Genomic DNA, 22,668 nt, shown 5'->3' on the forward strand with positions numbered 1-22,668 from the left:
AGACCACCCACAATTGAAAGTCATCATTGATACCAACTGCCTGATAGCGTCCATACCCAGGAAAAACCCTGAATATTGGTTGTATCAGGCGTTTTCCGAAAAAGCATTTGAGTGGGTCATTAGCAACGAGATTTTGTTGGAATATGAAGAGCAAATTGGCCAATTTTACTCTCCACTTACGGCAGAGCTGGTCCTGAATATCCTGGCCATTGCCTCAAATGTGACCTTTAGTGAGCCTTTTTTACACTGGGGGCTAATTCATGAAGACCCGGACGACAATAAATTTGCTGATTTAGCCATCTCCGCAAATGCAAACTATTTAGTGACCAATGACCGCCATTTTAATGCGCTGAAAAAAGTACCCTTTCCTACGGTTAAAGTAGTAAGCCTGGATGAGTTTCGTGTAATTTTAGGGTATATTTGATGCGGCAGTTTTTTATCAAATACCCAATTTTCCAGACAGCGTCTGGAAAATTGCCTGGATTTGAATAGATCCCAAAATCGGAGCCATGCACCATATAAGACGCACGGCCGTGCGTCTCTACAATCCGGCATTTTTGACCCACCCAGCAATACAACTTTCCCAAAAATCCCCTACCTTGTCCAGCAAATCAGACCATCAACCAACAAATCCACTCAAGTTTTAAGCCTGATCGTCCTTAGATTTTTCCAAGTTTTTTCACGCCCCGTTCTTTTTCATTGAAATCCAGATCATTATAAGGCCCTCATCTATCCTGCCTGGTTAGCCATATCTGCACATTCCGCTTAAAGACAGTTCCAAAATCCACCCGCAAGATCAACCCTACTTTCTTTCATCTTCGGCAATTGAATGGCGCAAATGTAGCCTGGCCTCCACTCCCAAAGCAAACAGGCCCCTCCACCAAATAATCACTTCTAATTGCTTGATAATCTGTACTATTTTTGCGATAAATTTCACGCGGAAAATTGCATATTATTGTTTTTTTATTTAAATTTGCTGTTAAGTTTATTTTTTGTAAATTTATTGTAAAGAAAATTTCGTAAAAGTTAATTCTTATGCCGGAGAGCACAGATAAAAAATCACCATTTAGTGATGCCAAAGTGAAGCAGAATCCTACTCACAATGAAGAGTTTTGGAAAAATCGGACTAAGACCAAAAAAGACGCTGAAAAAATTCAGAAGTTCAAAAAAAACAACCCGTCTACATTGAACCAACCTTTTGACGTTCAGCACTGAAAACAAGTATGGGGAATTCCACTGACCTCTTTGAAGTATTGAACTTCTCTGAGGATAACCTCGCAAAGGCGCTTTCGAACGAGCATACCTCTATTGAATACATCAAAAAAGGTAAATACCATTTCATTTTTTTGTTCGAACATTTGAAATACCAGAATAGGCCAAGTTTTAAAGCAAAAACCATTCTCATTGAGCACAAGTACATCAGCCATACTTACCTGAGTGATTTAGCCGCCGAATTTATTTTTAGCTCACAGGATTATTCCAAGTTTTGCAAACGCGTCCATTTTTTTTCCCGTTCATTTACGGCCATTGAAGAACTCATTGCTGATCCAGAAGATCCCAACACGAAAAGGCTGTGGGACAGCTACCAAGGTTTTGTAACCGTAAAACCACTGCCCAAGTCCAGACTGGGCCCGGTTCTTTTGTCGCCTTATCCTTCCAGCACCAGTGCCGATCGAAGATTTACGGCAATCCGCCCTTATACCATACATCTATTGGGTCGCAGCATCCAGCTCAATTCACTGGCATTTATGGAGCAGGATGGAATTTTAAGTGCGTGCTCCACGGTCGCGTTATGGAGTGCCATTCATCGCTTGCACACTATGTTTAATGTGGGTATCCTCCGGCCTGTGGCCATTAACACCCTGGCCAAATATACCGCACACAACCAACCAGGAGCCTTGCCAGGCATTGGTATGGATTTGCATCAGATCTGTGGAGTGATTGAACAATTGGGGTTAAAGGCAGAGTTGCGTACGATGAACGGCAGCTTGGAACACAATGTAAAACCCAAAGCTAAGGCGGAAGTTAAAGACAAAACCTTCACCCGGAAATTTATTTACGCGTACCTCAAAATGGGATTGCCCATATTACTTGGTTTGGAGTTTAATGACGGAGGCAAGCATCTGATTACACTTACGGGTTACCGCGCCGTAAACCTGCAAAAAGCCACCTGGACCAGACATTTGGATCAGCCCATCGTTTATGCCGATCAAATCAAGACCTTGTACGCACACGATGACCAGGTAGGCCCATTTTCCCGACTTAACTTATTGGACGATGGCAGCAAAGTAAAAACCATCCGATTAAAAGATCCAACAGCTAAAGTCGAACGATACGAAAGCGAGGTATACAGCATCATCGTACCATTGTCCAAAGATATTCGGCCCACTTTTGAAGACATTTACCAACAAACCCTCTATTTTGAATCTATTTTTAAAGAACTAATTGACACTGATCAACATTTCATTTGGGACATTTACCTTACTCCAACCAACGAGTATCGCCGGGATGTGGTCAATGCTGAAAACAGCTACAACCAAGAACAAAAGGCTAGATTATTGACTGGATTTTTGCCTCCGTACTTGTGGGTCGCCAGAGCAGAAGTGGCTGGTTGTGCTGAAATGGAATTCATTTTTGACGCTACCGCTATTCCTTATTCCAACAATTTTTGCATCGAAGTGCTGTTTTTTGATGAAGTGTTGGAAGGTTTAATAAAGGATGCGCTTACTGTTTCGGAGGAGTACAACAAAGAGCGATATCTTTTTATCAATAACCTCTTTCAATTTATCGAGAGTAAGTTGGATGCGGCCTACATTTGGTTTGAAATTAAGAAAACTTTATTTCACGCAACCCCAGATCAGACAATAGAGGCCACAGACTTAACATCCTTAAAGATCGCCTGGACACAAATGATTGCGCAGGGAGATTTGGAAACTTCGCTCAAGGAATCTACAAACTATTGTAAACAATTTATGGAATCTAGAGTCAAAGAAGCAGTTTTATTGCAAAGCAGATACAGTTCCCTGATGAAAGATTACAGAAAAGGAACCTTGACTTTCGAGAATTATTCGGTTGAACGCAATAGAATTTCAGACGCTTTGCTTGACTTTATCAATTCCTTAGAAATATGAGTCAACAAATTCGAGAGTGTTCAAGAGCAAGGCTACACCATCAACTTTTGAAGTAGCCTCACCCCACGAAATCCCCCTCCCCTCACTTCGCCAAAACACTCAACTCCACCCGACGATTCAAGCGTTTATTCGCCTCCGAATCATTCGGCACCAGTGGCTTCTCTTCGCCAAAACCCACTACAACGAGTTGCGTACTATTCACCCCTTTGGACAAAAGAAAAGCGCTCACCGCTTGGGCTCTTTTTAGGGATAGTTCCTGATTGAACTTGTTTTCACCATCACTGCAAGTGTAGCCCGCCAGTTCAACCACGGTATTCGGAAATGCCTTCAGTTGTGTTGCCAACTCTTCCAATGCGCTTTGGCTTTCTGGAATGATGACTGAAGAGCCCAATGCAAAGGTCACTTTAGTAATGTTCAGTTCCGATAGCACTTTGGGCGTTGGAGCTACCACCATGGGTACAGGCTCAGGTTTTGGAGCAGGAGTTTGAACCGGTTCTGGGGCTTTAGCTGTTTTGTCTTCCACTTCCGGCTCTGGTTCTTTGGCCACCGCAAGCTCTTTAACCGCAACGTCGTTTTTATCCCATTTTTTCTTTTCGTCATCTGAAATCGTGATGGGAGCTGCATTGGCCTTTTCGTCCAGCAGTACTTCCACATCGTCGATGTAAGCAAAATAGTGGTTGTACACCCGCGACTCTACTTTTGTATCGGCATCCGAAAAGAAATTACCAATGACAAAATGTTGATAAGGCTTTACGGCAACGAATTTGCCTTCCACCTGCTCCCATCGGCCTTTTTTGTATTTGCACACCTCTTCTTGGTACGCAACCGGAGTCAGGGCCAGAATTTCCCCTCTTTTGGTGGTACTGATCGGTTTTTCCAAAAAGGCAATCCCGATGTTGTTGGCGCCTTCACAGTGGTAATGCACCCAAAAGGAAAAAGTATAGGTTTTGCCAACGGTCAAGGGTGCATTAAGGGCGCCTTGGATGTACTCTCGGGTAGGATAGTCGCCGCCGCCATAAACGTTGATCCCCGCCACATTTTGCCCGCTGTGGGCCGTAAACGGCCAGCTGCCACCATTTGGGTCGTAAATTTGCTGGCCACTGGTTGTGTACAGCAAAGAACCTCCGGCAGTAGGATCACTCCAATGCTGAGCCCGATTGATTACATTGCGCAAGTTTAAGGCCAGGCCATCATTTGAAGTTTCAAAGCTAGGATTCTGGACAAGATTCGCGGAAAGATTTTCGGTTTGAGCGAATAAGTGGAAAGCAACAAAAGAAAGGAGCAGGCTCAAGCAAGCAAGCTTGCCGAAAGCTTTAACAGGATTCGGTTTCATGAAAGCTGTGTTTAGTTATTGAATGTGTTTTGTAAATATAAATATATGAATATTTTTTTTGTGTTTGGGTAAAAAAATATCTCCTGCTTTTAATACAAAAAAAACGACGGTCTAGTTCCCGGTCATATCGGCACATTCCGTTTAAACGCACTCCCAAAATCCACCAGTGACTCTGTTTTGATCACTCCTTTAATGTGGTCTATCTTTTCATACAACAACTTCCGCATGTGTTCGCTACTTCTGGCTACAATGCGGATGTACAGCGCATAGCTTCCAGTGATGTAATAACACTCCGTCACTTCCGGGATTTTTTTCAGTTCCTCGATGATCTGTTGGGAATCGGAATCATCCCGCAACACCAATCCCGTGAAGGCACTCCATTCAAAGCCCAGTTTTTTTTCATCCAAAATGATGCTCACCTGTTTCAGCACGCCCAGGTCTTTGAGGCGGGCTACCCGTTGGTGTACCATGGTGTTGGAGATGCCCAGGTCCAGGGCAATTTGGGCGTAGGCCCGGCGGCCATCCTGCTCAAGCGCCTTGAGGATTTGGCGGTCGTGTTCATCGAGGTAGGGCAGGTCGTGCATAGGGAATAGGCTTGAGCTTGATTAATTATCTGGTGATTATGTTGGTAAAAAGCTTTTTTGAGTGACGAGTTAAGAATACATGACTTATGAGTTTTGAAGTGGGCTACCGCAGCGATTTTGACCAAGGCTATGCCTAAGTCACTGCGGTAGCCTACTTCAAAATTCGTAATTCTACCTTTACTTCAAAACTCATAAGTCATGTATTCTTAACTCTCAACTCAAAAAAAACAAGAAAATCGCCAGATTTTCTCAAATTTTAAACTACCGATTAATCACATTTTTAAACTTCGGCCTTCTCGGCGTCACGTCTCCCAGCCGTTCCTTTTTCAAACGCTCAAAGTCCGAGTAGTTTCCTTCAAAGAACTCCACCGTAGAGTCGCCCTCAAAAGACAAGATATGCGTTGCCAGCCGGTCGATGAACCAGCGGTCGTGACTGATCACCAGCACGCAGCCTGCAAAGTTGTCCAAACCATCCTCCAGCGCCCGGAGCGTATTGATGTCGATGTCGTTGGTCGGTTCGTCCAGCAGCAGTACGTTCCCTCCTTCGCGCAGGGTCATGGCCAGGTGTACGCGGTTGCGTTCCCCGCCGGAAAGGATACCGAGTTTCTTTTGTTGAGCGTCGCCACTGAAGTTGAAGCGGCTGATGTAGGCGCGGGAGTTGACCACGGCTTTGCCTACGGTGATGTTGTCGTTGCCTGCCGAGATGGCGTCGTACACCGTTTTGTCTGCGTTTTGCAATTGCTCGTGCGATTGATCCACGTAGGATAGTTGCACCGTTTCCCCGATGGTTACCTCGCCAGCATCCGGTTTCTCTTTGCCCATGATGATTTTGAACAAAGTAGATTTACCTACCCCGTTGGGGCCGATGATGCCCACTACGGCGTTTTTGGGGATGGATAAATTGAGGTTTTCAAACAAAATTCGGTCGCCAAAAGACTTGCTCACATTTTGCAAATCGATCACCACGTCGCCCAGGCGTGGCCCGGGAGGGATGAACAATTCCAGGCGGGCTTCTTTTTCTTTTACTTCCTCGTCGGCCAGTTTTTCGTAAGCACTCAAACGAGCCTTACCCTTGGCCTGGCGAGCTTTGGGGGCTAAGCGAATCCATTCCAATTCGCGCTCCAAAGTTTTGCGGCGTTTGGACTCGGACTTTTCCTCCTGCTCCAGGCGTTTGGCCTTTTGCTCCAACCAGGAAGAGTAATTGCCCTGCCAGGGAATACCTTCGCCGCGGTCGAGTTCCAGAATCCAGCCCGCCACGTTGTCCAGGAAGTAACGGTCGTGCGTCACGGCGATAACCGTACCGGGGAAGTTTTTCAGGTATTGCTCCAACCAGTCTACCGATTCTGCATCGAGGTGGTTGGTCGGTTCGTCGAGCAAAAGGATGTCGGGATTGCTCAGCAGCAGGCGGCACAGGGCTACCCGGCGGCGTTCTCCACCCGAAAGCACCTTGATGGGCGTGTCTCCTTCGGGGCAACGCAGGGCATCCATAGCAGTCTCCAGCTTGTGATCGAGCTCCCAGGCGTTGGCGTGGTCGAGGTATTCCATCAGTTCACCCTGGCGTTCGATGAGGCGCATCATCTCGTCGTCGTCCATGGGCTCGGCGAGTTTGAGGTTGATGTCCTCGTACTCGGCCATTTTGGTCACGACTTCGCTGACGGCTTCTTCAACGATTTGGCGCACCGTTTTAGACTCGTCCAGGCTGGGTTCCTGCTCCAGATAGCCAATTTTGTAGTTGCCATCAAAGGTGATGCGGCCCTGGTAGTTGGAATCGAGTCCGGCGATCAGCTTCAGCAAGGTCGACTTACCGGAACCGTTGAGACCCAATACGCCAATTTTAGCGCCATAAAAAAAGGAGAGCCAAATGTTCTTCAACACTTGTTTTGTAGGGGGGAAGATTTTACTGACCCCTTCCATGGAAAAGATGATCTTTTCGCCTGCCATAGCTTGTTGTGGTTAATTTTTGGAGTGTAAAGATGGGAAAAATTTAGGGAAAAATACCTCACCCCACCAAATCCTCATCCCGATAGCCCCGTTGCAAACTCCGAATGTATTCATTCCGAAAAGGAAAGCCCCGCACTGCTCCAAACACAAATCCTCCGATATGCGCCCAGTAGGCGATTCCGTCCGTTTCAGCGGTTTCAATCTGAAAACTACCGAGGCCATTTTGGAATTGGGAAAAAATCCAGAAGCCCAGAAACAAGAGGGCCGGAACCCGGAATGGGAAAATCAGGAATAGGACTTTCACCCGCGATTGGGGGAACATGATCATGTACGCGCCCATCACCGCCGCGATGGCCCCACTGGCCCCAACGGTAGGAATGCCACTATCCACATTGAAAAAAATATGCGCGGCATGGGCAACCAGGCCGCCAGCCAGGTAAAAAATCAGGAAGCGCACACTGCCGATTACGGCCTCGATGTTGTCGGCAAAAATCCAGAGGAAGAGCATATTGCCCACGATGTGCCCGATGCTACCGTGCAGGAACATACTGGTAAAAAGAGTGTACAGGCGTTGTCCCTGCGTAATTTCAGCGGGAATCGCCCCATAATTCATGATGAACTGCCCGAGCTGTTCACCCTGATTCATTTCCAGGATAAAAACCAATATGTTCAATGCCAAGAAGGTGTAGCTGACAATGGGGTAATGTCCACCTTTAACATTGTCGTCGCCAATTGGGAAAAGCATAATTGTTATTTTTGTCGTTTTAGGAGATGTCTAAATTTGCTCTAAAGGTACAACTCATGTTTTATTGTTTCCGAGGATAAACCCGCCCATCATTCTTCAAGGTACTACCCGCTTCAATAAACCCACGCACCGGGCACAGTGGATAAATCACTGCACCAGGCCCAACAATCGTTCCTGGAAACAAAACGGCATTACATCCAATTTCCACATGATTGCCCAGCAATGCACCAAATTTATTCAGACCAGTGCCCATTTTTTTTCCTTCCAGGTACACATTGATCTCATCTCCGGTGGATTTGAAGTTGGACAAAATAGCCCCAGCGCCCAGGTGAGCGCAATACCCTAGGATAGAATCGCCCACATAATTGAAGTGGGGAACCTGGACTCCGTCAAACAGAATTGCATTTTTGAGTTCCGTAGAATTGCCCACCACCACTTCATCGCCAATGATTACTTGTTCTCGAATGAAGGCGGCATGGCGAATCTGGCAATTGCGCCCAATGATGGCCGGGCCTTGGATCAGCGCGGTTTTTTCAATGTACGTGCCCTCTCCAACCCAGACCTGCGGGGCAATTTGTAGGTAATCCTTTGGTAGCTGAGTGGCCAACTCCTGCAGGTACGCACCAATCAAGGGCAAAGCGTGCCAGGGGTAATGCACTTTTTCCAATAAGGGCGCAGCGAGGCTGTGTTGTAGGTCGAACAATTGGTCGGTTAGTGGGTGCATGGTTTAGTTGTAATATTTTCTGACTTTAATGCAGGATGGACTCGGGATACCTTCGGTTACACTCATTTTGCTCAACAATCCGCTTTGTACATCCCGTTTGAATACCACAATGCTGTTGCTATTCATATTGGCGACGAGGAGGAACTTACCCGTTGGATCCAGCGTGAAGTTGCGGGGATGGTTGCCCAGGGTGGACTGGTAACCCACATTCGTCAAAGTCCCTTTGCTGCGGTGGATGGCGTAAATGACCAGGTTGTTTTCGTTGCCCCGATTCGAAACATAGAGGAATCGGCCATCGGGAGAAGTATGGATGTCGGCACCGCTAAAGCCAGATTGGAGCTCTTGGGGGTGCGCTGAAATATTCTGGATGGAACTCAGTTTTCCTTTTTTATACCGATAAGCACTTACAGTACCACTCAATTCTTCAATACAATAAGCGAATTTTTGACTGGGATGAAAACTGAAATGCCGTGGCCCATTACCTGCTGGCGAAGCGGCTCCGGCGAGCTCACTCAGGGGTTGGGGAGCTTGAGCGTCAAAACGATACATCCGAACTTTATCGGCTCCTAAATCCGGCACAATCAATTGATCGTAATTGGGTGAAAAAACACAGGAGTGTGTGTGTGCAGCCGCCTGCCGATCATTGACCACCTTGCTGCCCTCTTTGTATTCAAACAATTGGGCAGGAGGATTCAAGCTGCCGTCAGCGTTTACGCTGTAGGCGGTTACACTGGCCTCGGTATAATTGGTATTCACCACCCATTTACCACTCCGGTGGACATTGACATATACCGGATTTTCGCCACCACTTGGTTGCTTGTTGAGGAAGGTGAGTTTGCCGCTGAGGCTATCAAAAGTGAAGCTGCTCACATTGCCGCCTTTGGGTACCCGTGCTTCGGTGCATGCGTATAGATTTTTTCCATTCGGGCTCAAATTGAGGTAAGAAGGGTTGACCAGGTCAGGGTAGAGGCTTTTGTGCTTCAATTCGCCACTCAGGGTATCCAGCACATAAACATTGATCCCCTGATCAGGGGCTTTGGGGACATAGGCCCCTACAAAAACATAATACGTTTGGGCCTGCAAATGCAAACTCATGAAGAAACACAAGGAGAATAGGGTGGATTTGAGCATAGTGCGCAGCGTTTTTTGTTTGTACAGCAAGTATAGGATAAAATCTGCGGAGTATGCCTATAAGTTTTTTGGCCAAAAGCGTACAACAGGTGTATCAAAATCGGACAAAACGCGTTTTTATTTAGGCGTAAATTTTTGATAATTAAAGCATTGTTTTTTTGGCATAAAAATAGCGCCATTTTTACCCTAAGCTTGATGGCTTAACGCAGATCGAAAAATTATTTAGATAATCGCATACCAAAATCCTGCACCAATGAACAAACAACTATTTGGCATGCTGCTTTTGTGGCTGGCTGTACTTTCGGCCAATTGCCAGAAAAATCAGAGCAGTTCCTACCATATGTCCAATTCGGGGGATGGCAAACTGTCTACCCACCACATGACCATCAACAACAATGGTAATTCTCTTGAAATCAAATACGCGGGTGAAGTTCGTTTCAACAACGATGAAACGGAGATTCAAAGCCTTGACCCGAAGGGCGGATTGCTTTACCGCAAAAATGACCAAAAACTGATCGCTGAAACCGACAGCAAAGGCAACATTGTGTACGAAATGTACGATGGAGGCGCCAAATTATCCATCGAAAGTGCAGCGGGCAAACAATTTTTAGCCAACATCATCAAAGACCTGATCAACCACGGCGTTGACGCCAAGGGCAGTGTGGAACGCTTGTACAAAAAAGGGGGCAGTTCTGCGGTATTGAATCGGGTTGAGACCTTAAAAAGTGATTACGCCAAAGGCATTTACCTGGACCATTTGTTGCAGCAATCAACCCTTGCTTCGGCAGAACTGAGCACCATTGCTGAAAAAGCGGGAACATTGATGAGCTCCGACTACGAAAAAGCCCGATTGCTCAACAAATCCACCGAGCGTTTCATGGCCGATCCCCAAGCCGCTCAAGCCTATTTTGCAGCGGCTAAGACCATTCATTCTGATTACGAAAAAGCCAAAGTACTCAAAGGAGCTTTGACCCATAACCTGAGTGCCGAACTCTACAATCAAGCCATCAGCCTGACCCGGGATATCCATTCCGATTATGAAAAAGCTGGTGTACTCAAAAGTATGATTGAAAAAGGTAAGCTGGAAGGGGAGAACCATCAAAAGTTATTGGAGGTGGTGAACTCGATTCACTCCGATTACGAAAAAGCAGGTGTGGCCATTCGTTTGATCGAAAAAGGAATCCCCAACAAAAAGGCTTACGATCAATTGATTAAAGTTAGCGCTCAGATCAATTCCGATTATGAGCATGCCCGGGTACTCAAACGTTTGTTGGATCAGCCCATCCCTGCCGGGGTCGATTTTGATCAGGTTTTGGGTTTGCTCAACCTCATTGGTTCGGATTACGAGAAAGCGGGAGTGTTGAAAAAAATCAGCAATAAAGAACTGAATACCGAACAGTGGGTGAGCCTCATTCAGGCAACCAGTGGGGTATCCTCCAATTATGAAAAGTCGGGCATACTTGTGCAAATTGCCCGTTTAATGCCCAAAAACGAAAAAACCGAAGAAGCTTATCGGCAGGCTGCCAAAACGGTATCTTCCGATTATGAATTTGGCAAAGTGATGAGGGCCTTGGAATAAACCCTTCAAATTTCGGCCTCGTAGAGGCGCACAGCCGTGCGTCTCTACCCGCCCTATCTCATTTTTTGGTAAAAGTCCATTCTCCAAAGCGCCAATACCCTGAAAGTTTGTATCTTCATCCAAGCTCCTGCGTCCCATAAAAAAAATATTACCTATTCCGTCAACGTTAAAGATCTGGTTTGCCTTTCAATTGCGTAAGACAAACGTGATCCCACAATAAAACCGATGAACATGCAGCAGCGCTACCTTATTTGTACCATTGTATTGATTTTTGGGGCATTGGGACTTTTTGCGCAGGAAACACTCTCCGATAAAAAAAAGCAAGCCACCAATTTTTACTACCTCAATAAATACCAATCAGCCCAAAGTGTGCTGCTTGGCATCAAAAAGAACCGCCAGGATGACAAGGAAACCAAACTCCTTCTGGCCTTGTGTTATTACCACCTCAACCAACTCAAGGAAGCTGAGCCCATGCTGCGGCATATTTTGGAAACGGAGCGTTCACCCTTTCCGGAAACCTGGCTGTACCTGGGTAAAATTTACCACGACCGGCACGAGTTCATCAAAGCCATTGAGTACTACAAGCTTTACCTCAAGGCCATTCCCAGCAACCACACCAACCGGGCCACCGTTCGGGAAGACATTCGGCGTTGCGCTACTGGCCTGGCATTGCAATACAAAACGCCCCGAGCTATAGTGGAAAACCTGGGCAATACCGTCAATACGCCTTACGATGAGTTTGCTCCGATCATGAGCCCCAATTTTACCGATCGGATCTATTTTTCTTCGGTTCGCCCCGGCAACATGGGTGGCTCTCGCAACAATTTTGGACAACCCGATGAAGTGATGGGGCGCTTCTACAGCGATATTTTTACTTCCCAGGTCAACAAAGGAATCTGGACTCCACCTCAGGCCATGCACCACTTGTTGAATAGCCCCAAACACGAAGTGCTTCTCGATTTTAGCGCCAACGGTAAAGCGCTTTTTTACTTCAAAGGAAGCTCCTACACCCAGGGTGAAATCCTGATCGATACCTTTCGGGTGGGCAGCCGCACTTTGTCGTCGGATCCTTTCATCGGGCCAGTGGAGGCTGCGGCGGGTTTGAGTTCCGCTCAGTTTATTGGCGATACCATGGCCATTTTCGCCAGCCAACGCCCTGGTGGCTATGGTGGAATGGATTTGTATAAAACAGTGTGGATACGTGGTCGTTGGAGCGCCCCAGTCAATATGGGGCCAGACATCAATACCTCTTTTGATGAAACCACGCCCTTCCTTTCCCGCAATGGGCAGGTGCTGTATTTCAGCTCCAATCGCCCCGATCAAAGTATGGGCGGTTTTGATGTTTTTCGTTGTTTGTTGATTCCACAAATCAATCGCTGGACCAATGCCGACAACCTCGGAGTACCCGTTAACTCGGCGGGGGACGACACCCATTTTCGCTTGTCTCGAGATGGATATACCGCGTATTTCGCGTCCTCGCGCAAGGATGGCCTGGGTGAACGGGACATTTACGCTGCCTATTTCTTCGACTACCTGCACGAAATGTCAGCACCCATCAGTGCTCCGGCACCTTTGTATGTACAAACCTCGGCTCCGCCAAAAATGCCCCGCACGAATCCTGACGGCAGCATCGCTGAACCTGATCCCAGGGAAGAGGTATCACCCCGAGGTAGTTTAAATCTCAAGCCTTTTTATTTCAATCAGGATGGCCAATGGATGCAAGGCCCTGATGGCAAACAATTGGATGAACTGGTTGAAGCCCTGAAAAAGAATCCCCAACTAAAACTGGTCATTACCGCTGCTTCCCGGCAGGAATTGGCGGTGAGCTCCCGTTTGTATGGCGGCTTAAAAAGCGCTGAAAACCTTGCCCAATACCTGATTGGCAAAGGGGTTTCGCCCACTGCTTTACAACTGCACAGCATACCGCCGCCGCCTGATTTTACCAGCAATTTTAAAACGCTCACCTTTCAGTTGAGTAGCTTGGGTGAATCGGCCTTCAGCAGCAAAACCGAACCCTGGCTGAGTGGATACACGGAAGACAGTGGACTGCTATTCCGGATTCAGGTGGGTCAAAGCACCAGTGTATTACAAAACCCGCTTTTGAGCCAAGACCGATATGCAATGGGGGAAAAATCCCAGTCAAATGGCACCTATTTCTATACCATTGGCCGATATAATAGCTACACTGAGGCAAAAACTGCTTTTAACAAGCTCAGTAACCAAACGGGTTTTGCTACCTTTGAGCTCGTTCCTTTCGTCAACGGCATCAGGCTGAGTCGTGAAACTGCGGGTAGCCTGAGTAAAATGTATCCTGATATTTTGAGCTGGCTGGAGGCGAAGAACTAAATGTAAAAGTTGAGAGGTTTAGGAGTTGAGGCTACCGCAGTGGCTTAGACGCAGTCTATCCTTAACTCCTCAACTTCTCAACTCCTCAACCTCTAATTGACAACTATGGAGAACAGCCAAAACAACGGTTCAAAGCGGATTTTACTGATTGTAGCTTTAATTTTAGGACTCGGCGCCTTGGGCGCAGGTGTATGGGGGCTTTCGCAACAAAAAGCCAAAGCGAGTCTGCAGGCCGAAAACCAATCCATGAGTCAGGAACTGAGTAGCCTCAATGAGCTCAAAGAAGACCTGGCAGCCGAAGTGGATAGCCTGGAAAGTGCATACCAAACCCTGGCTGGCGAAAACGAGACCCTCCAAGGTTCTTTGGCTGATGCCCAAAGTGCCCTGGCGCGCAAGGACGCCGAAATCAAAGCCAACCGCAGCAACCGCCTCAATGAGGTAAATGGACTCAAAGGAGAAATTCAACAACTGCTGGCCGAAAAAGCCAATCTGGAACAAGTCATCGGCGACCTGCAAGCCGAAAATCAGGAGCTAAAAGAACGCACTGGCCAACTGGAGCGCGACCTGAGCACCGCTCGCACAGAAAACACTTCCCTGGGCAACCTCAACAAAACCATGCAAAGCGAGCTCAAACGTTTGACGCTGGCCAACTTCAAAGCCTCTGGGTTTCAGGTAGAGGTAGAAGCCCGCAAGCCCAAGGCAACCGCATCTTCCGGTAAAGCACGCCGGGTCAAAGTATCTTTCGATTTGGTCGATGTGCCACAGGAATATCAGGGTTTACGCCCGGTCTACATGGTCATTACTGACGACAAAGGTGTACCCATCCAAGGTTCCAATATCCAGGAAAAAGTTACAGTCAATGGCACAAGTATGGACATTCTGGCGGTAAAAGCCAAAGACGTCAACATTACCGCCACCCAACGCCTTAGCTTCAGCCACGAACTGGAAGAAAAATTGCGCGATGGGTTTTACCGCGTTTCGGTATTTACGGATATTGGGATGTTGGGCGCTTCTAGTTTTAGACTACAATAATGACGAATTTTTCGAATGACGAATGACGAATTATGCCAGAGTCGGGCGGCAATTCGTCATTCGTCATTCGAAAAATTCGTCATTATCAAACGATCGATCATATGCGAACCATACACCTCCTCTCCCTTCTCTTCCTGCTCTCCGCCTGTGGCATTTCCAATAAAAAAGTGCTGGAGATGGAGCAATCCTACAAAACGGAGATTGGCACACTCAATGAGCAACTGCGCAACAGCCGGGATGAAATTACCCGCATGCAACTGCAAATTGCCGAACGTAAGGGGGAGAACAACGCCCTGCTCGCTACCCAGGACAAATACCTCAAACGCCTGGATGAACTGGAAGCGGAATTGGACAAAGCCCAAAACCAGGCTTTGAGCAAGGAATCCTCCCTCAGCGACGCATTGAAGAACAAAAACGAACAGATCAGCAAATTGGAAAACCAAATTGCTTCCATTCGGGATTTGTTGAAACAGGAGCAGGAAATCTTGAACGCCATTGCCAAAGAGTTTCAGGATTCCTTGGCCAAATTTCCGGTAGCTCAGTACTCCGTAGAAGTGCGGAATGGAAAAATAGTGATCGCTCTCACCGAGTCTTTGTTGTTCAAAACGGGCGTCACCAATCGCATCGAACCCACGGGCTTAGCCGCCCTAAAAACACTGGGGACATTATTGAATGCCAACCCGGTTTTGTCCATCCATGTGCTCGGCCATACCGACAACCTGGCTACCTCCCGCAAAAATCTGGACAGTTGGGATTTCACCGCATTACGCGCCGCTACGGTAGTGCGCAATCTGGTAGATGCCCAGGAACTTGGTCCCAACCGCATCGTTGCCGGTGGGCGAGGGGAATTTGATCCCAGCACTTCCAATGAGACCTCAGAAGGGCAATCGCGCAACCGACGCATCGAATTTTTGCTCTTTTTTCCCGCAGAAAACCTTCCCCGCAAAATCAGCCAACTGGCTGAGCGAAAGTGACCATAATCACTTTTGCACATCACAAGATAAACTAGGCTGCTTTAACAAATAAGCGCTGAATTGTGTTTACCTTTGACCAGTTCTGTTGCTAAAACCCAATCCAATCATCATTCAGTCATCAGTGTCGCATCAACTCAATGAAAAAAGTCACTTTTAGTCCTTCGGGAAAATTTTATGCCATTCTGCGTGAAGAAGTTCAGCAGTATTTTGCCAAACAACAAATCAGTCCCAAAGGGGATGCTCGCCTTTATACCAAGACCATCATTCTTTTTGCTTCCTGGCTTTATTTGTACGTGCAATTGGTTTTTTTTACGCCTCAATCCATCATTTTAGGGGTATTGCTTTGCCTGTTGTTTGGGTTCAACTGGGCTTTATTGGGCTTTAATGTATGTCATGATGCCTGCCATAGCAGCTATTCGAATAACAATACCATCAACAATATCCTGGGCTACACTTTCAATTTTTTGGGGGCCAACGCTTTCTTCTGGAAAACCAAACACAACATCGTACACCATACCTTCACCAATATTGACGGCATTGATGCGGACATCATCCAAACCAAACTGCTTCGACTGGCACCTTCCCAGCACAAAATGGGTATCCACCGGTTTCAACACCTGTATTGCCTGGTTTTGTACGCTATTTCTTATTTGGGGTGGGTATTTATGAACGATTTTCAAAAGTATTTCAGTAAAAAAGTCCACGTCACCAGCATCAATGGCTTTGATGTCAAAGAGCATTTGGTATTCTGGTTGTCTAAGGCCATGTACGTGCTGATTTATCTGGTCATTCCAATTTTGTTTGTGCCCAAATTTGTAACCTTTTTGCTGGGTTATCTCATCGCCTCAATGGCTTGTGGCCTTGTATTGGCGATGGTGTTTCAGCTGGCTCACGTGGTAGAAATCACCGAATTTGAAGATGCGACTGAGCACGACCTGAGCATTGAAAATGAATGGGCCATCCACCAGTTGTGTACCACGGCCAATTTTGCGCCAAAAAATAAAATCGTAAGCTGGATTTGTGGCGGCCTCAACTTCCAGGTTGAGCACCACCTTTTCCCCAACATCAGCCACGTACACTACCCGAAGTTACACCAGATTGTACAAAACGTGTGCGCCCAACACGGCGTGGATTACAAGTGTTACGCCTCCATGAGGGAAGCTCTGGTTTCACATTTTCGGAGAATGAAGTACCTCGGGGTAGCTTAGAGCTTGTCTGAATCAGCAAAAAACCTAAACTTGGGGCATAGGCTTGGCCGCCAACGATCCTAAAGCGCAAAACCCTGAACAGTGGGAGGGCTTGAATTTGTTGGGTTTTGCTTTGATGGCGGCAAGGGATGTTTTGCGGGGGTTATTTTCTTTTACATGAAATTTTTCAAAAAACTATTCTTTGGCTTATTGACCTTAACCATCCTCACCTTTTTGCTGCGCAACTGGTTGTTTTGGCAATTGTTCAGTTATCAGTCAGTAGGAGACCAGCCAATTTATGCCATTAAAAATCCGGAACTGCGCACCTACATCGAAAGGGAATTGCCCGCTAATTCAGTAAAATCACCCCAGTTTATCTTGAAAAAAGCCTTGCAGCTGAGCGCCAAACAACTCCACTTCAGCGCTGCGCGCAACCACAACGACCCCAATCTGCTCATCGACAGCCATAGCGCCCATTGTGTGGGTTACGCCGCCTTTACCACCACGATTTGTAATGAGCTGCTCCACCGTTACCAATTGAATGCCGAGTGGAAAGCAGAGGCACGCGTAGGTCAAATCCATTTTTTAGGCATCAATGTCCATCCGTATTTTCAGTCCGCTTTTTTCAAGGACCACGACTTTGTGGTGCTTAGGAACCTGAAAACGGGGGAAGAGCTGGCAGCTGACCCGACGGTTTATGATTATTTGGGGATTGGGCTTGTTCGGGTGAAAAGGTGATTTTTTTCGTAACCACGGTTACCGTAACCATGGTTACGAAAAAATGATAACCTAATTTGTTACAAAAATTAATAACATTCTTAGCTGCTTATTAGCGCTTATGTTTCATTTCAATACTCCTCATTGACTTCCAAAGGCCTAAAGTTCTTATACCGAACTTGACTCCCCTCATTTGTTGAATCCTGCCGAATGATTTTCCCTTTGCCGTTTTTATCATAAACCCATACCGTCAAACCATCAGATAAGTCGACACTGGCAAACTTCCTTAGATGATCACCTTCCAAATTCAAAAAAACGGTAGTGCTGCTGCCTGTAACCAAAAATGCATCAATGCAATCTAGTTTTTTGTTGTACAAAAGATTCGGATACTTATCTGAATTCTTGATAAAAATGAGTTCATCAATTTTTTTGTCATAAATAAATAGTCGCCTGACGTCATTTGCACCTCTAGCTGCTATGGAGGATTGATAAGTCAAATCGTTTAGCCCGTCGTTGTTAAAGTCGTTCAATACTGCACTGCAACTTGTAATCGGGTCTTTTAGAAAATGGAAGGAGTTTTTTAAAAGCCAGGCACCTCTTTGCTTCGTATAAAATTTGATGATTACGAATACGCTATCCGGGGTTCGGCATTTTGACAGTTCAACCTTATTGAAAGATTTTCTTCCAATGGTTAAACTGTCCACAAAATACTCATCTACTTGAGGGGTTTCTGTTGGTGCTGCCGCCGATTTTTCAGCCACCACTTGTTCTGACTTAGGCTGGCAAGCACACAGCAAAAGAAAAATTAGAACTAACAATCTTTGCATACCAAGTCAATGTATCTTAAAAACTCCCCACCGATCCAGAGCCTTACCTCCCGAAAGTTTTCCACTTTCGGGAGGTTCAGAGCAGCGAACGGATCTTATATTTTCAACGCCAACTTATTCAGCAGACCTCACCTCAACAACCCAATCGCCCGTTCCAAAATACTATCCACTCCCTTCGCCTCATCCGCCGGATCCATATCCACTTTTACATCCGGTAGTACCCCGTTTTCAATCTGCTGATTGTCCGGAGTAAGCAACAAAGTGGTAGAGAACGTATAGCTCCAACCATTCAACAACTGTCCGGAATACGGTGCACCGCCGCCGCCGCCCGTTTGGTCGCCCAGGATGGTGACATTGTTGAGGGTCGACATGGCAGAGGTAAAAAAATTGGCTGCGCTGTACACCTTGCGGTTGGTGAGCACGATGATTTTGCCGAAATACTTGTTGCCTTTACCACCGGGTTTGATCAGGTAGGGAAAAAACTTGCTGAACTCATCCCGACCTGGGCCTACTTTATAGCGTACGGCACCCACCTTGGTTTCCGTATCCACAAAGCCTTTCATGATTGCGTCCACATTGCCCAGGCTGCCGCCCGTATTGTCGCGGATGTCGATGATCCAACCTTTGGCTCTACCGTAATATTTGAACAGTTCGCTCATAGATTCTCCCGAAACTGCATCGCCAAAACTCGAATACCGGATGTACGCCACCGTGCTATCTGCAAGCCACTGCGTCCGGAAGGGTAGGATGATGCGCCGATTTTCTTGCAGGTAATTGCGGTCGATGATGTTGGCGTTGTAATTGGGCGGGTAATTGAAGTACCAACTGCGGTTGCTGGCCGCGTTGAAGGGGGATATCAAGGACACGTGCCCATCCCTCAACTCATTGAGCATGGCGTTGAGCACGTTAAAAAGGGCTTCGTCCGTGGTTTTTTCATTGACCTGGGGGCGGTATTTTTGATAGATGGCCTGCCAATCGATGTTTTTGTACTCAAAAAAAGTGTATTTGGCATTCACTTCCCGCCAAAGCAACTCAAAATTTTCAACGGGATTATCTGTCGGGTCAGGCTCAATGAGCAATTCCGAGCAAGCCGAAAAACTTAAGAACAGCCCGAGCAACAACAGGACTGGGTATGATTTATGGATACGCATGGTGATCAATATTTGAGGATTCTGGAAATGGTGATGGTCTGGATGGCCGATTGCAACGGGTTCGGTTTTTTGAACTGATCGTACTGGAAGCTGTAGCTGATGCGGTACGGCACCCGGGCGACTACCTGTTTTTTGCGCTTGTGGTTGCGGTACAAGTCCAGGCTGGCCTTGTACATCCAGCCAAAGCGGCGGTTGAGGGTACCAAATTGAAACACACTCACTTCATTATCCGTTTCACCCAGAATTGGCCCGGTGAAGGTGTACAGCGGGCGTACAAAGCCACTGGCCAGGGGGATGCTCAACTGCTGGGTCAGGATGAATTCCCGGCGGCCGGGTTTAAATTTGTAAACTAAGCGCCCGGTAACCCCCAGGTCCAAACCAGCGTCATAGCCCAAAACGTTGTTCACATTTTGTAGGGCGAAACGCGAATTGCCAAAACCCTGAGCCCAGGGACCTACATAGCCCTGCCAGCCTTTTTTTTCCAAAACCGGAAACTGCCAGCTGTATTGCCCCGAAAAATTGAAGAGCATGAGGGTGAATTCCCCTGCCTGATCAATGGCAAGACCGGAAAATAAGCCGGTGCTGTATTCTTTCAAGGCTTGAGGAGTGTAGTGCAGGCGATTGTAACCCAGCTTGAATCCGGTTCCGACCAGTTGTAGGGGGGAAACAAAAGCATCACGTAGTAGGATCGAACCGAATTCTACCGTTCGCAAGCGGTAATCGGAATAAGCTTCGGCATGAATGGGATCTACTTCGATTTTTTCGAACAAAGGCGTCCGGAAGGCTGCACTTTTTTCTTCCTGAGCATTTAGCGGTTGCGAAAACAGGAAAATTACACTCCAGCTAGCACAAAAAATGGCCAGGGTTTTGCGTTGAAACATATGGTCAATGTAAATTTTGGGTTAATATTTGGAGGATAATTCTAAAACGTAAACATGTGCGTTTTGGTCGTACAAAATTAGTGCTATCTTTCAGCGAATTTGTACACCAGCAGTCAAAGCTGAATATTGACCTCTAATTCAGACACATGAACGTTTTTGACTTATCCGTACTAAGCACCGGGGGTGCTATTTTGCTGATCCTATTTATCGTTGCAGTATTGGCCTTTGAATTTGTCAATGGTTTTCACGATACCGCCAACGCGGTCGCTACGGTAATTTATACCAATTCGCTCAAACCTACCATTGCTGTCGTTTGGTCTGGCATCTTTAATTTTCTGGGTGTTATTACCGGTGGAGTAGGTGTAGCGATGGGAATTGTCAAGTTATTGCCTGTCAATGATATGATGACCATGCCTTTTTTTGAAAGTGCAAGCATCATTGCAGCAGTGTTGCTGGCTGCTATTTTATGGAACCTCGGCACCTGGTACTTCGGAATTCCTTGTTCCAGTTCGCATACTATGATTGGATCACTGATTGGCGTTGGTATAGTGTTTTTTTGGCGGCATGGCGGCGAAGGGGTGAACTGGGGTAAAGCTCAGGAAATAGGGTTGGCCTTGTTGTTTTCGCCCTTATTTGGTTGTTTTGCGGCGATGTTTTTGATGTGGATTTTAGCTGCCATCATAAAAAATAAAGCAATTTTTCAAGAACCAGAACGTGGGAAAGCTCCCCCAACCTGGATTCGAGCCATTCTGATTACTACTTGTACGCTGGTTAGTTTTTTCCATGGTTCAAATGATGGCCAAAAAGGAGTTGGTTTGTTCATGATTGTATTGATGATTTTTTTGCCAGCGCAATTTGCACTCCACAAAAGTTTTGATGCTGAATCGATGCTTGTATCCGTTACGAGAGTAGAACAAAAAGTAAGCGCAACCATGGCGAAAATCGGCAAAAGAAATGAAGCTGCCCAAGAAGTTCAGGAAGCTGCTGCCGATTTGAAGGTATTGTTGGCGCAATCAACCTTGAATCGCCCTGCCATTCGTAAAGATTTACAAAAACTCAATAAGTACCTTAAAGAGACTACTGGCGACAGGCCGTTTTTTAACCGCAAGGATAAAGCAGAAATGAAAAGCTTGAGTGAAAGCCTATCGAAATATTACGAATTTGCGCCTCGTTGGGTCGTGCTTTTGATTTCTATTGCCCTGGGGATTGGAACCATGATTGGCTGGAAACGCATTGTGGTTACCATTGGAGAAAAAATTGGTAAATCCCACCTTACCTATGCACAGGGCGCAACTGCGGAATTGATTGCCTCAAGTACCATTGCTTTGAGCACAATCTTTAAAGCTCCGGTAAGTACAACGCACGTACTCTCCTCCGCAATTGCAGGCACAATGATTGCCAAGGATGGTACCAAAAACCTCCAACGCTCCACCCTCATCAATATCCTGACCGCCTGGGTACTTACGCTACCCGTTACGATTATCGTGTCCGGCGGCTTGTATTATTTGTTTACGGCAATCTTTGGATAGACGAGAAATGAATGATAAGAGATAAGAGATGAGAGATAAGAGATAAGAGATGAGAGATGAGAGATAAGAGATGAGAGATGAATGATGCTACCACAGCGTTTTTGACAATGACCTTGTCTAAGTCTCTGCGGTAGCATCACTCATCACTCATCTCTCATCATTCATCTCTTATCCTACCATCCCCTCTGTAACCCCACCCTCATGGTGTTGGCTATCCAGAATTTGTTTGGTTGAAACGGGTTCGGTGGCGAGTGCCTTGATGATGTCGTAGGTCGTCAGGATACCAACCAACTCATCATTTTCCACTACAGGTATTGCGTGGAAGCGATTGACCAAAAAGATTTCCAGGGCCACATTGATGCGGTCATTGGGGTTTAGTTTGGCCAAACCTTTGGTCATTATCTCTTCAGCGGAGTAAGACCGCAATCTTGCATAATTCACAAAACGATCTTCTTCATTGGGGGAAAACCCCTGCATAAAATGCATGAAGTCCGTTTTGCTGATGATCCCAATCAACTCCTTGTAGCGCACTACCGGAATATGGTGGATATTGTGATCGTCAAAAATATCTTTGACAATACTCAGTTTGTCAGAAGGAGCAACAGTGATCAAGTGGCTGCTCATGATGCTTTTAACGGGTGCCAGGACGTTCATAATCAGGACTTTTGTGATTTAATACTGCTAAATTAGCCCCTTCAAAAAATCATGGCATTGATTATACTCAATCTACTCGAATGATTTTGATCAATTGGCTTGATAAAAAAGATGTCAGCATACAACCCAAGTTTCACTCCCGGCCTCTATTATCCTCAGAACAATCATTTTTTTTGCGCGATAATAAAGGGCTTTGAAAAGA

The 22,668-nt window shown here is 46.4% G+C and carries 19 protein-coding genes and 1 pseudogene; 10 read left to right on the forward strand and 10 right to left on the reverse strand.

Going from position 1 to position 22,668, the window contains the following annotated elements:
• Positions 1 to 13: 13 nt before the first annotated feature.
• Positions 14 to 424 carry a putative toxin-antitoxin system toxin component, PIN family gene (locus SFV55_RS16355; RefSeq protein ID WP_320030598.1) on the forward strand — a complete coding sequence of 137 codons (411 nt, stop codon included), beginning with the start codon at positions 14 to 16 and terminating at the stop codon, positions 422 to 424.
• A 799-nt stretch (positions 425 to 1,223) separates the two neighbouring features.
• The gene (locus tag SFV55_RS16360) at positions 1,224 to 3,131 is read left to right on the forward strand and encodes a hypothetical protein (protein WP_320030599.1); all 1,908 of its coding nucleotides are present in this window, start codon (positions 1,224 to 1,226) and stop codon (positions 3,129 to 3,131) included.
• Between the two features lie 82 nt (positions 3,132 to 3,213).
• On the opposite strand, the gene SFV55_RS16365 is transcribed toward SFV55_RS16360, so the two are convergent.
• The 6 genes from SFV55_RS16365 to SFV55_RS16390 form a co-directional block, all read right to left on the reverse strand.
• Positions 3,214 to 4,464 (reverse strand): OmpA family protein, encoded by a 1,251-nt coding sequence (locus SFV55_RS16365; RefSeq protein ID WP_320030600.1) that lies wholly within the window; start codon positions 4,462 to 4,464, stop codon positions 3,214 to 3,216.
• Positions 4,465 to 4,586: 122 nt separating this feature from the next.
• On the reverse strand, positions 4,587 to 5,048 hold the full coding sequence (locus tag SFV55_RS16370; protein WP_320030601.1) for an Lrp/AsnC family transcriptional regulator: 462 nt from the start codon (positions 5,046 to 5,048) through the stop codon (positions 4,587 to 4,589).
• Between the two features lie 261 nt (positions 5,049 to 5,309).
• Positions 5,310 to 6,989, reverse strand: a complete 1,680-nt coding sequence (ettA, locus tag SFV55_RS16375) for an energy-dependent translational throttle protein EttA (RefSeq protein ID WP_320030602.1) — start codon at positions 6,987 to 6,989, stop codon at positions 5,310 to 5,312.
• Positions 6,990 to 7,047: 58 nt separating this feature from the next.
• The gene (locus SFV55_RS16380) at positions 7,048 to 7,734 is read right to left on the reverse strand and encodes a rhomboid family intramembrane serine protease (protein WP_320030603.1); all 687 of its coding nucleotides are present in this window, start codon (positions 7,732 to 7,734) and stop codon (positions 7,048 to 7,050) included.
• Between the two features lie 61 nt (positions 7,735 to 7,795).
• Positions 7,796 to 8,458 carry a UDP-N-acetylglucosamine pyrophosphorylase gene (locus tag SFV55_RS16385; protein ID WP_320030604.1) on the reverse strand — a complete coding sequence of 221 codons (663 nt, stop codon included), beginning with the start codon at positions 8,456 to 8,458 and terminating at the stop codon, positions 7,796 to 7,798.
• Positions 8,459 to 8,461: 3 nt separating this feature from the next.
• Positions 8,462 to 9,589 carry a lactonase family protein gene (locus SFV55_RS16390; RefSeq protein WP_320030605.1) on the reverse strand — a complete coding sequence of 376 codons (1,128 nt, stop codon included), beginning with the start codon at positions 9,587 to 9,589 and terminating at the stop codon, positions 8,462 to 8,464.
• A gap of 253 nt (positions 9,590 to 9,842) precedes the next feature.
• Between SFV55_RS16390 and SFV55_RS16395 the strand changes: the two genes are divergently transcribed.
• From SFV55_RS16395 to SFV55_RS16425, 7 genes and pseudogenes are all read left to right on the forward strand, one after another.
• Positions 9,843 to 11,168, forward strand: a complete 1,326-nt coding sequence (locus SFV55_RS16395; RefSeq protein ID WP_320030606.1) for a hypothetical protein — start codon at positions 9,843 to 9,845, stop codon at positions 11,166 to 11,168.
• 231 nt (positions 11,169 to 11,399) lie between these two features.
• The gene (locus SFV55_RS16400) at positions 11,400 to 13,514 is read left to right on the forward strand and encodes a hypothetical protein (protein WP_320030607.1); all 2,115 of its coding nucleotides are present in this window, start codon (positions 11,400 to 11,402) and stop codon (positions 13,512 to 13,514) included.
• A 105-nt stretch (positions 13,515 to 13,619) separates the two neighbouring features.
• Positions 13,620 to 14,546: a hypothetical protein gene (locus tag SFV55_RS16405; protein WP_320030608.1), complete on the forward strand. Its 927-nt coding sequence runs from the start codon at positions 13,620 to 13,622 to the stop codon at positions 14,544 to 14,546.
• A gap of 101 nt (positions 14,547 to 14,647) precedes the next feature.
• On the forward strand, positions 14,648 to 15,520 hold the full coding sequence (locus SFV55_RS16410) for a flagellar motor protein MotB (RefSeq protein ID WP_320030609.1): 873 nt from the start codon (positions 14,648 to 14,650) through the stop codon (positions 15,518 to 15,520).
• 137 nt (positions 15,521 to 15,657) lie between these two features.
• On the forward strand, positions 15,658 to 16,728 hold the full coding sequence (locus tag SFV55_RS16415; RefSeq protein WP_320030610.1) for an acyl-CoA desaturase: 1,071 nt from the start codon (positions 15,658 to 15,660) through the stop codon (positions 16,726 to 16,728).
• Between the two features lie 31 nt (positions 16,729 to 16,759).
• A pseudogene (locus SFV55_RS16420) lies at positions 16,760 to 16,888 on the forward strand (NADAR domain-containing protein); the annotation flags it as partial.
• Complete coding sequence (locus tag SFV55_RS16425) at positions 16,885 to 17,445, forward strand: hypothetical protein (protein ID WP_320030611.1); 561 nt, start codon at positions 16,885 to 16,887, stop codon at positions 17,443 to 17,445. The pseudogene SFV55_RS16420 and the gene SFV55_RS16425, both read left to right, overlap by 4 nt.
• Before the next feature lie 110 nt (positions 17,446 to 17,555).
• On the opposite strand, the gene SFV55_RS16430 is transcribed toward SFV55_RS16425, so the two are convergent.
• The 3 genes from SFV55_RS16430 to SFV55_RS16440 form a co-directional block, all read right to left on the reverse strand.
• Complete coding sequence (locus SFV55_RS16430; RefSeq protein ID WP_320030612.1) at positions 17,556 to 18,251, reverse strand: hypothetical protein; 696 nt, start codon at positions 18,249 to 18,251, stop codon at positions 17,556 to 17,558.
• Positions 18,252 to 18,379: 128 nt separating this feature from the next.
• Positions 18,380 to 19,402 (reverse strand): S41 family peptidase, encoded by a 1,023-nt coding sequence (locus SFV55_RS16435; protein WP_320030613.1) that lies wholly within the window; start codon positions 19,400 to 19,402, stop codon positions 18,380 to 18,382.
• A 5-nt stretch (positions 19,403 to 19,407) separates the two neighbouring features.
• Positions 19,408 to 20,283: a hypothetical protein gene (locus tag SFV55_RS16440; protein WP_320030614.1), complete on the reverse strand. Its 876-nt coding sequence runs from the start codon at positions 20,281 to 20,283 to the stop codon at positions 19,408 to 19,410.
• A gap of 146 nt (positions 20,284 to 20,429) precedes the next feature.
• Between SFV55_RS16440 and SFV55_RS16445 the strand changes: the two genes are divergently transcribed.
• The gene (locus SFV55_RS16445; RefSeq protein ID WP_320030615.1) at positions 20,430 to 21,812 is read left to right on the forward strand and encodes an inorganic phosphate transporter; all 1,383 of its coding nucleotides are present in this window, start codon (positions 20,430 to 20,432) and stop codon (positions 21,810 to 21,812) included.
• Between the two features lie 168 nt (positions 21,813 to 21,980).
• On the opposite strand, the gene SFV55_RS16450 is transcribed toward SFV55_RS16445, so the two are convergent.
• Complete coding sequence (locus SFV55_RS16450; protein WP_320030616.1) at positions 21,981 to 22,466, reverse strand: CBS domain-containing protein; 486 nt, start codon at positions 22,464 to 22,466, stop codon at positions 21,981 to 21,983.
• Positions 22,467 to 22,668: the final 202 nt, after the last annotated feature.

It is taken from the genome of Haliscomenobacter sp., from assembly GCF_033763495.1.
Lineage (GTDB): Bacteria > Bacteroidota > Bacteroidia > Chitinophagales > Saprospiraceae > Haliscomenobacter.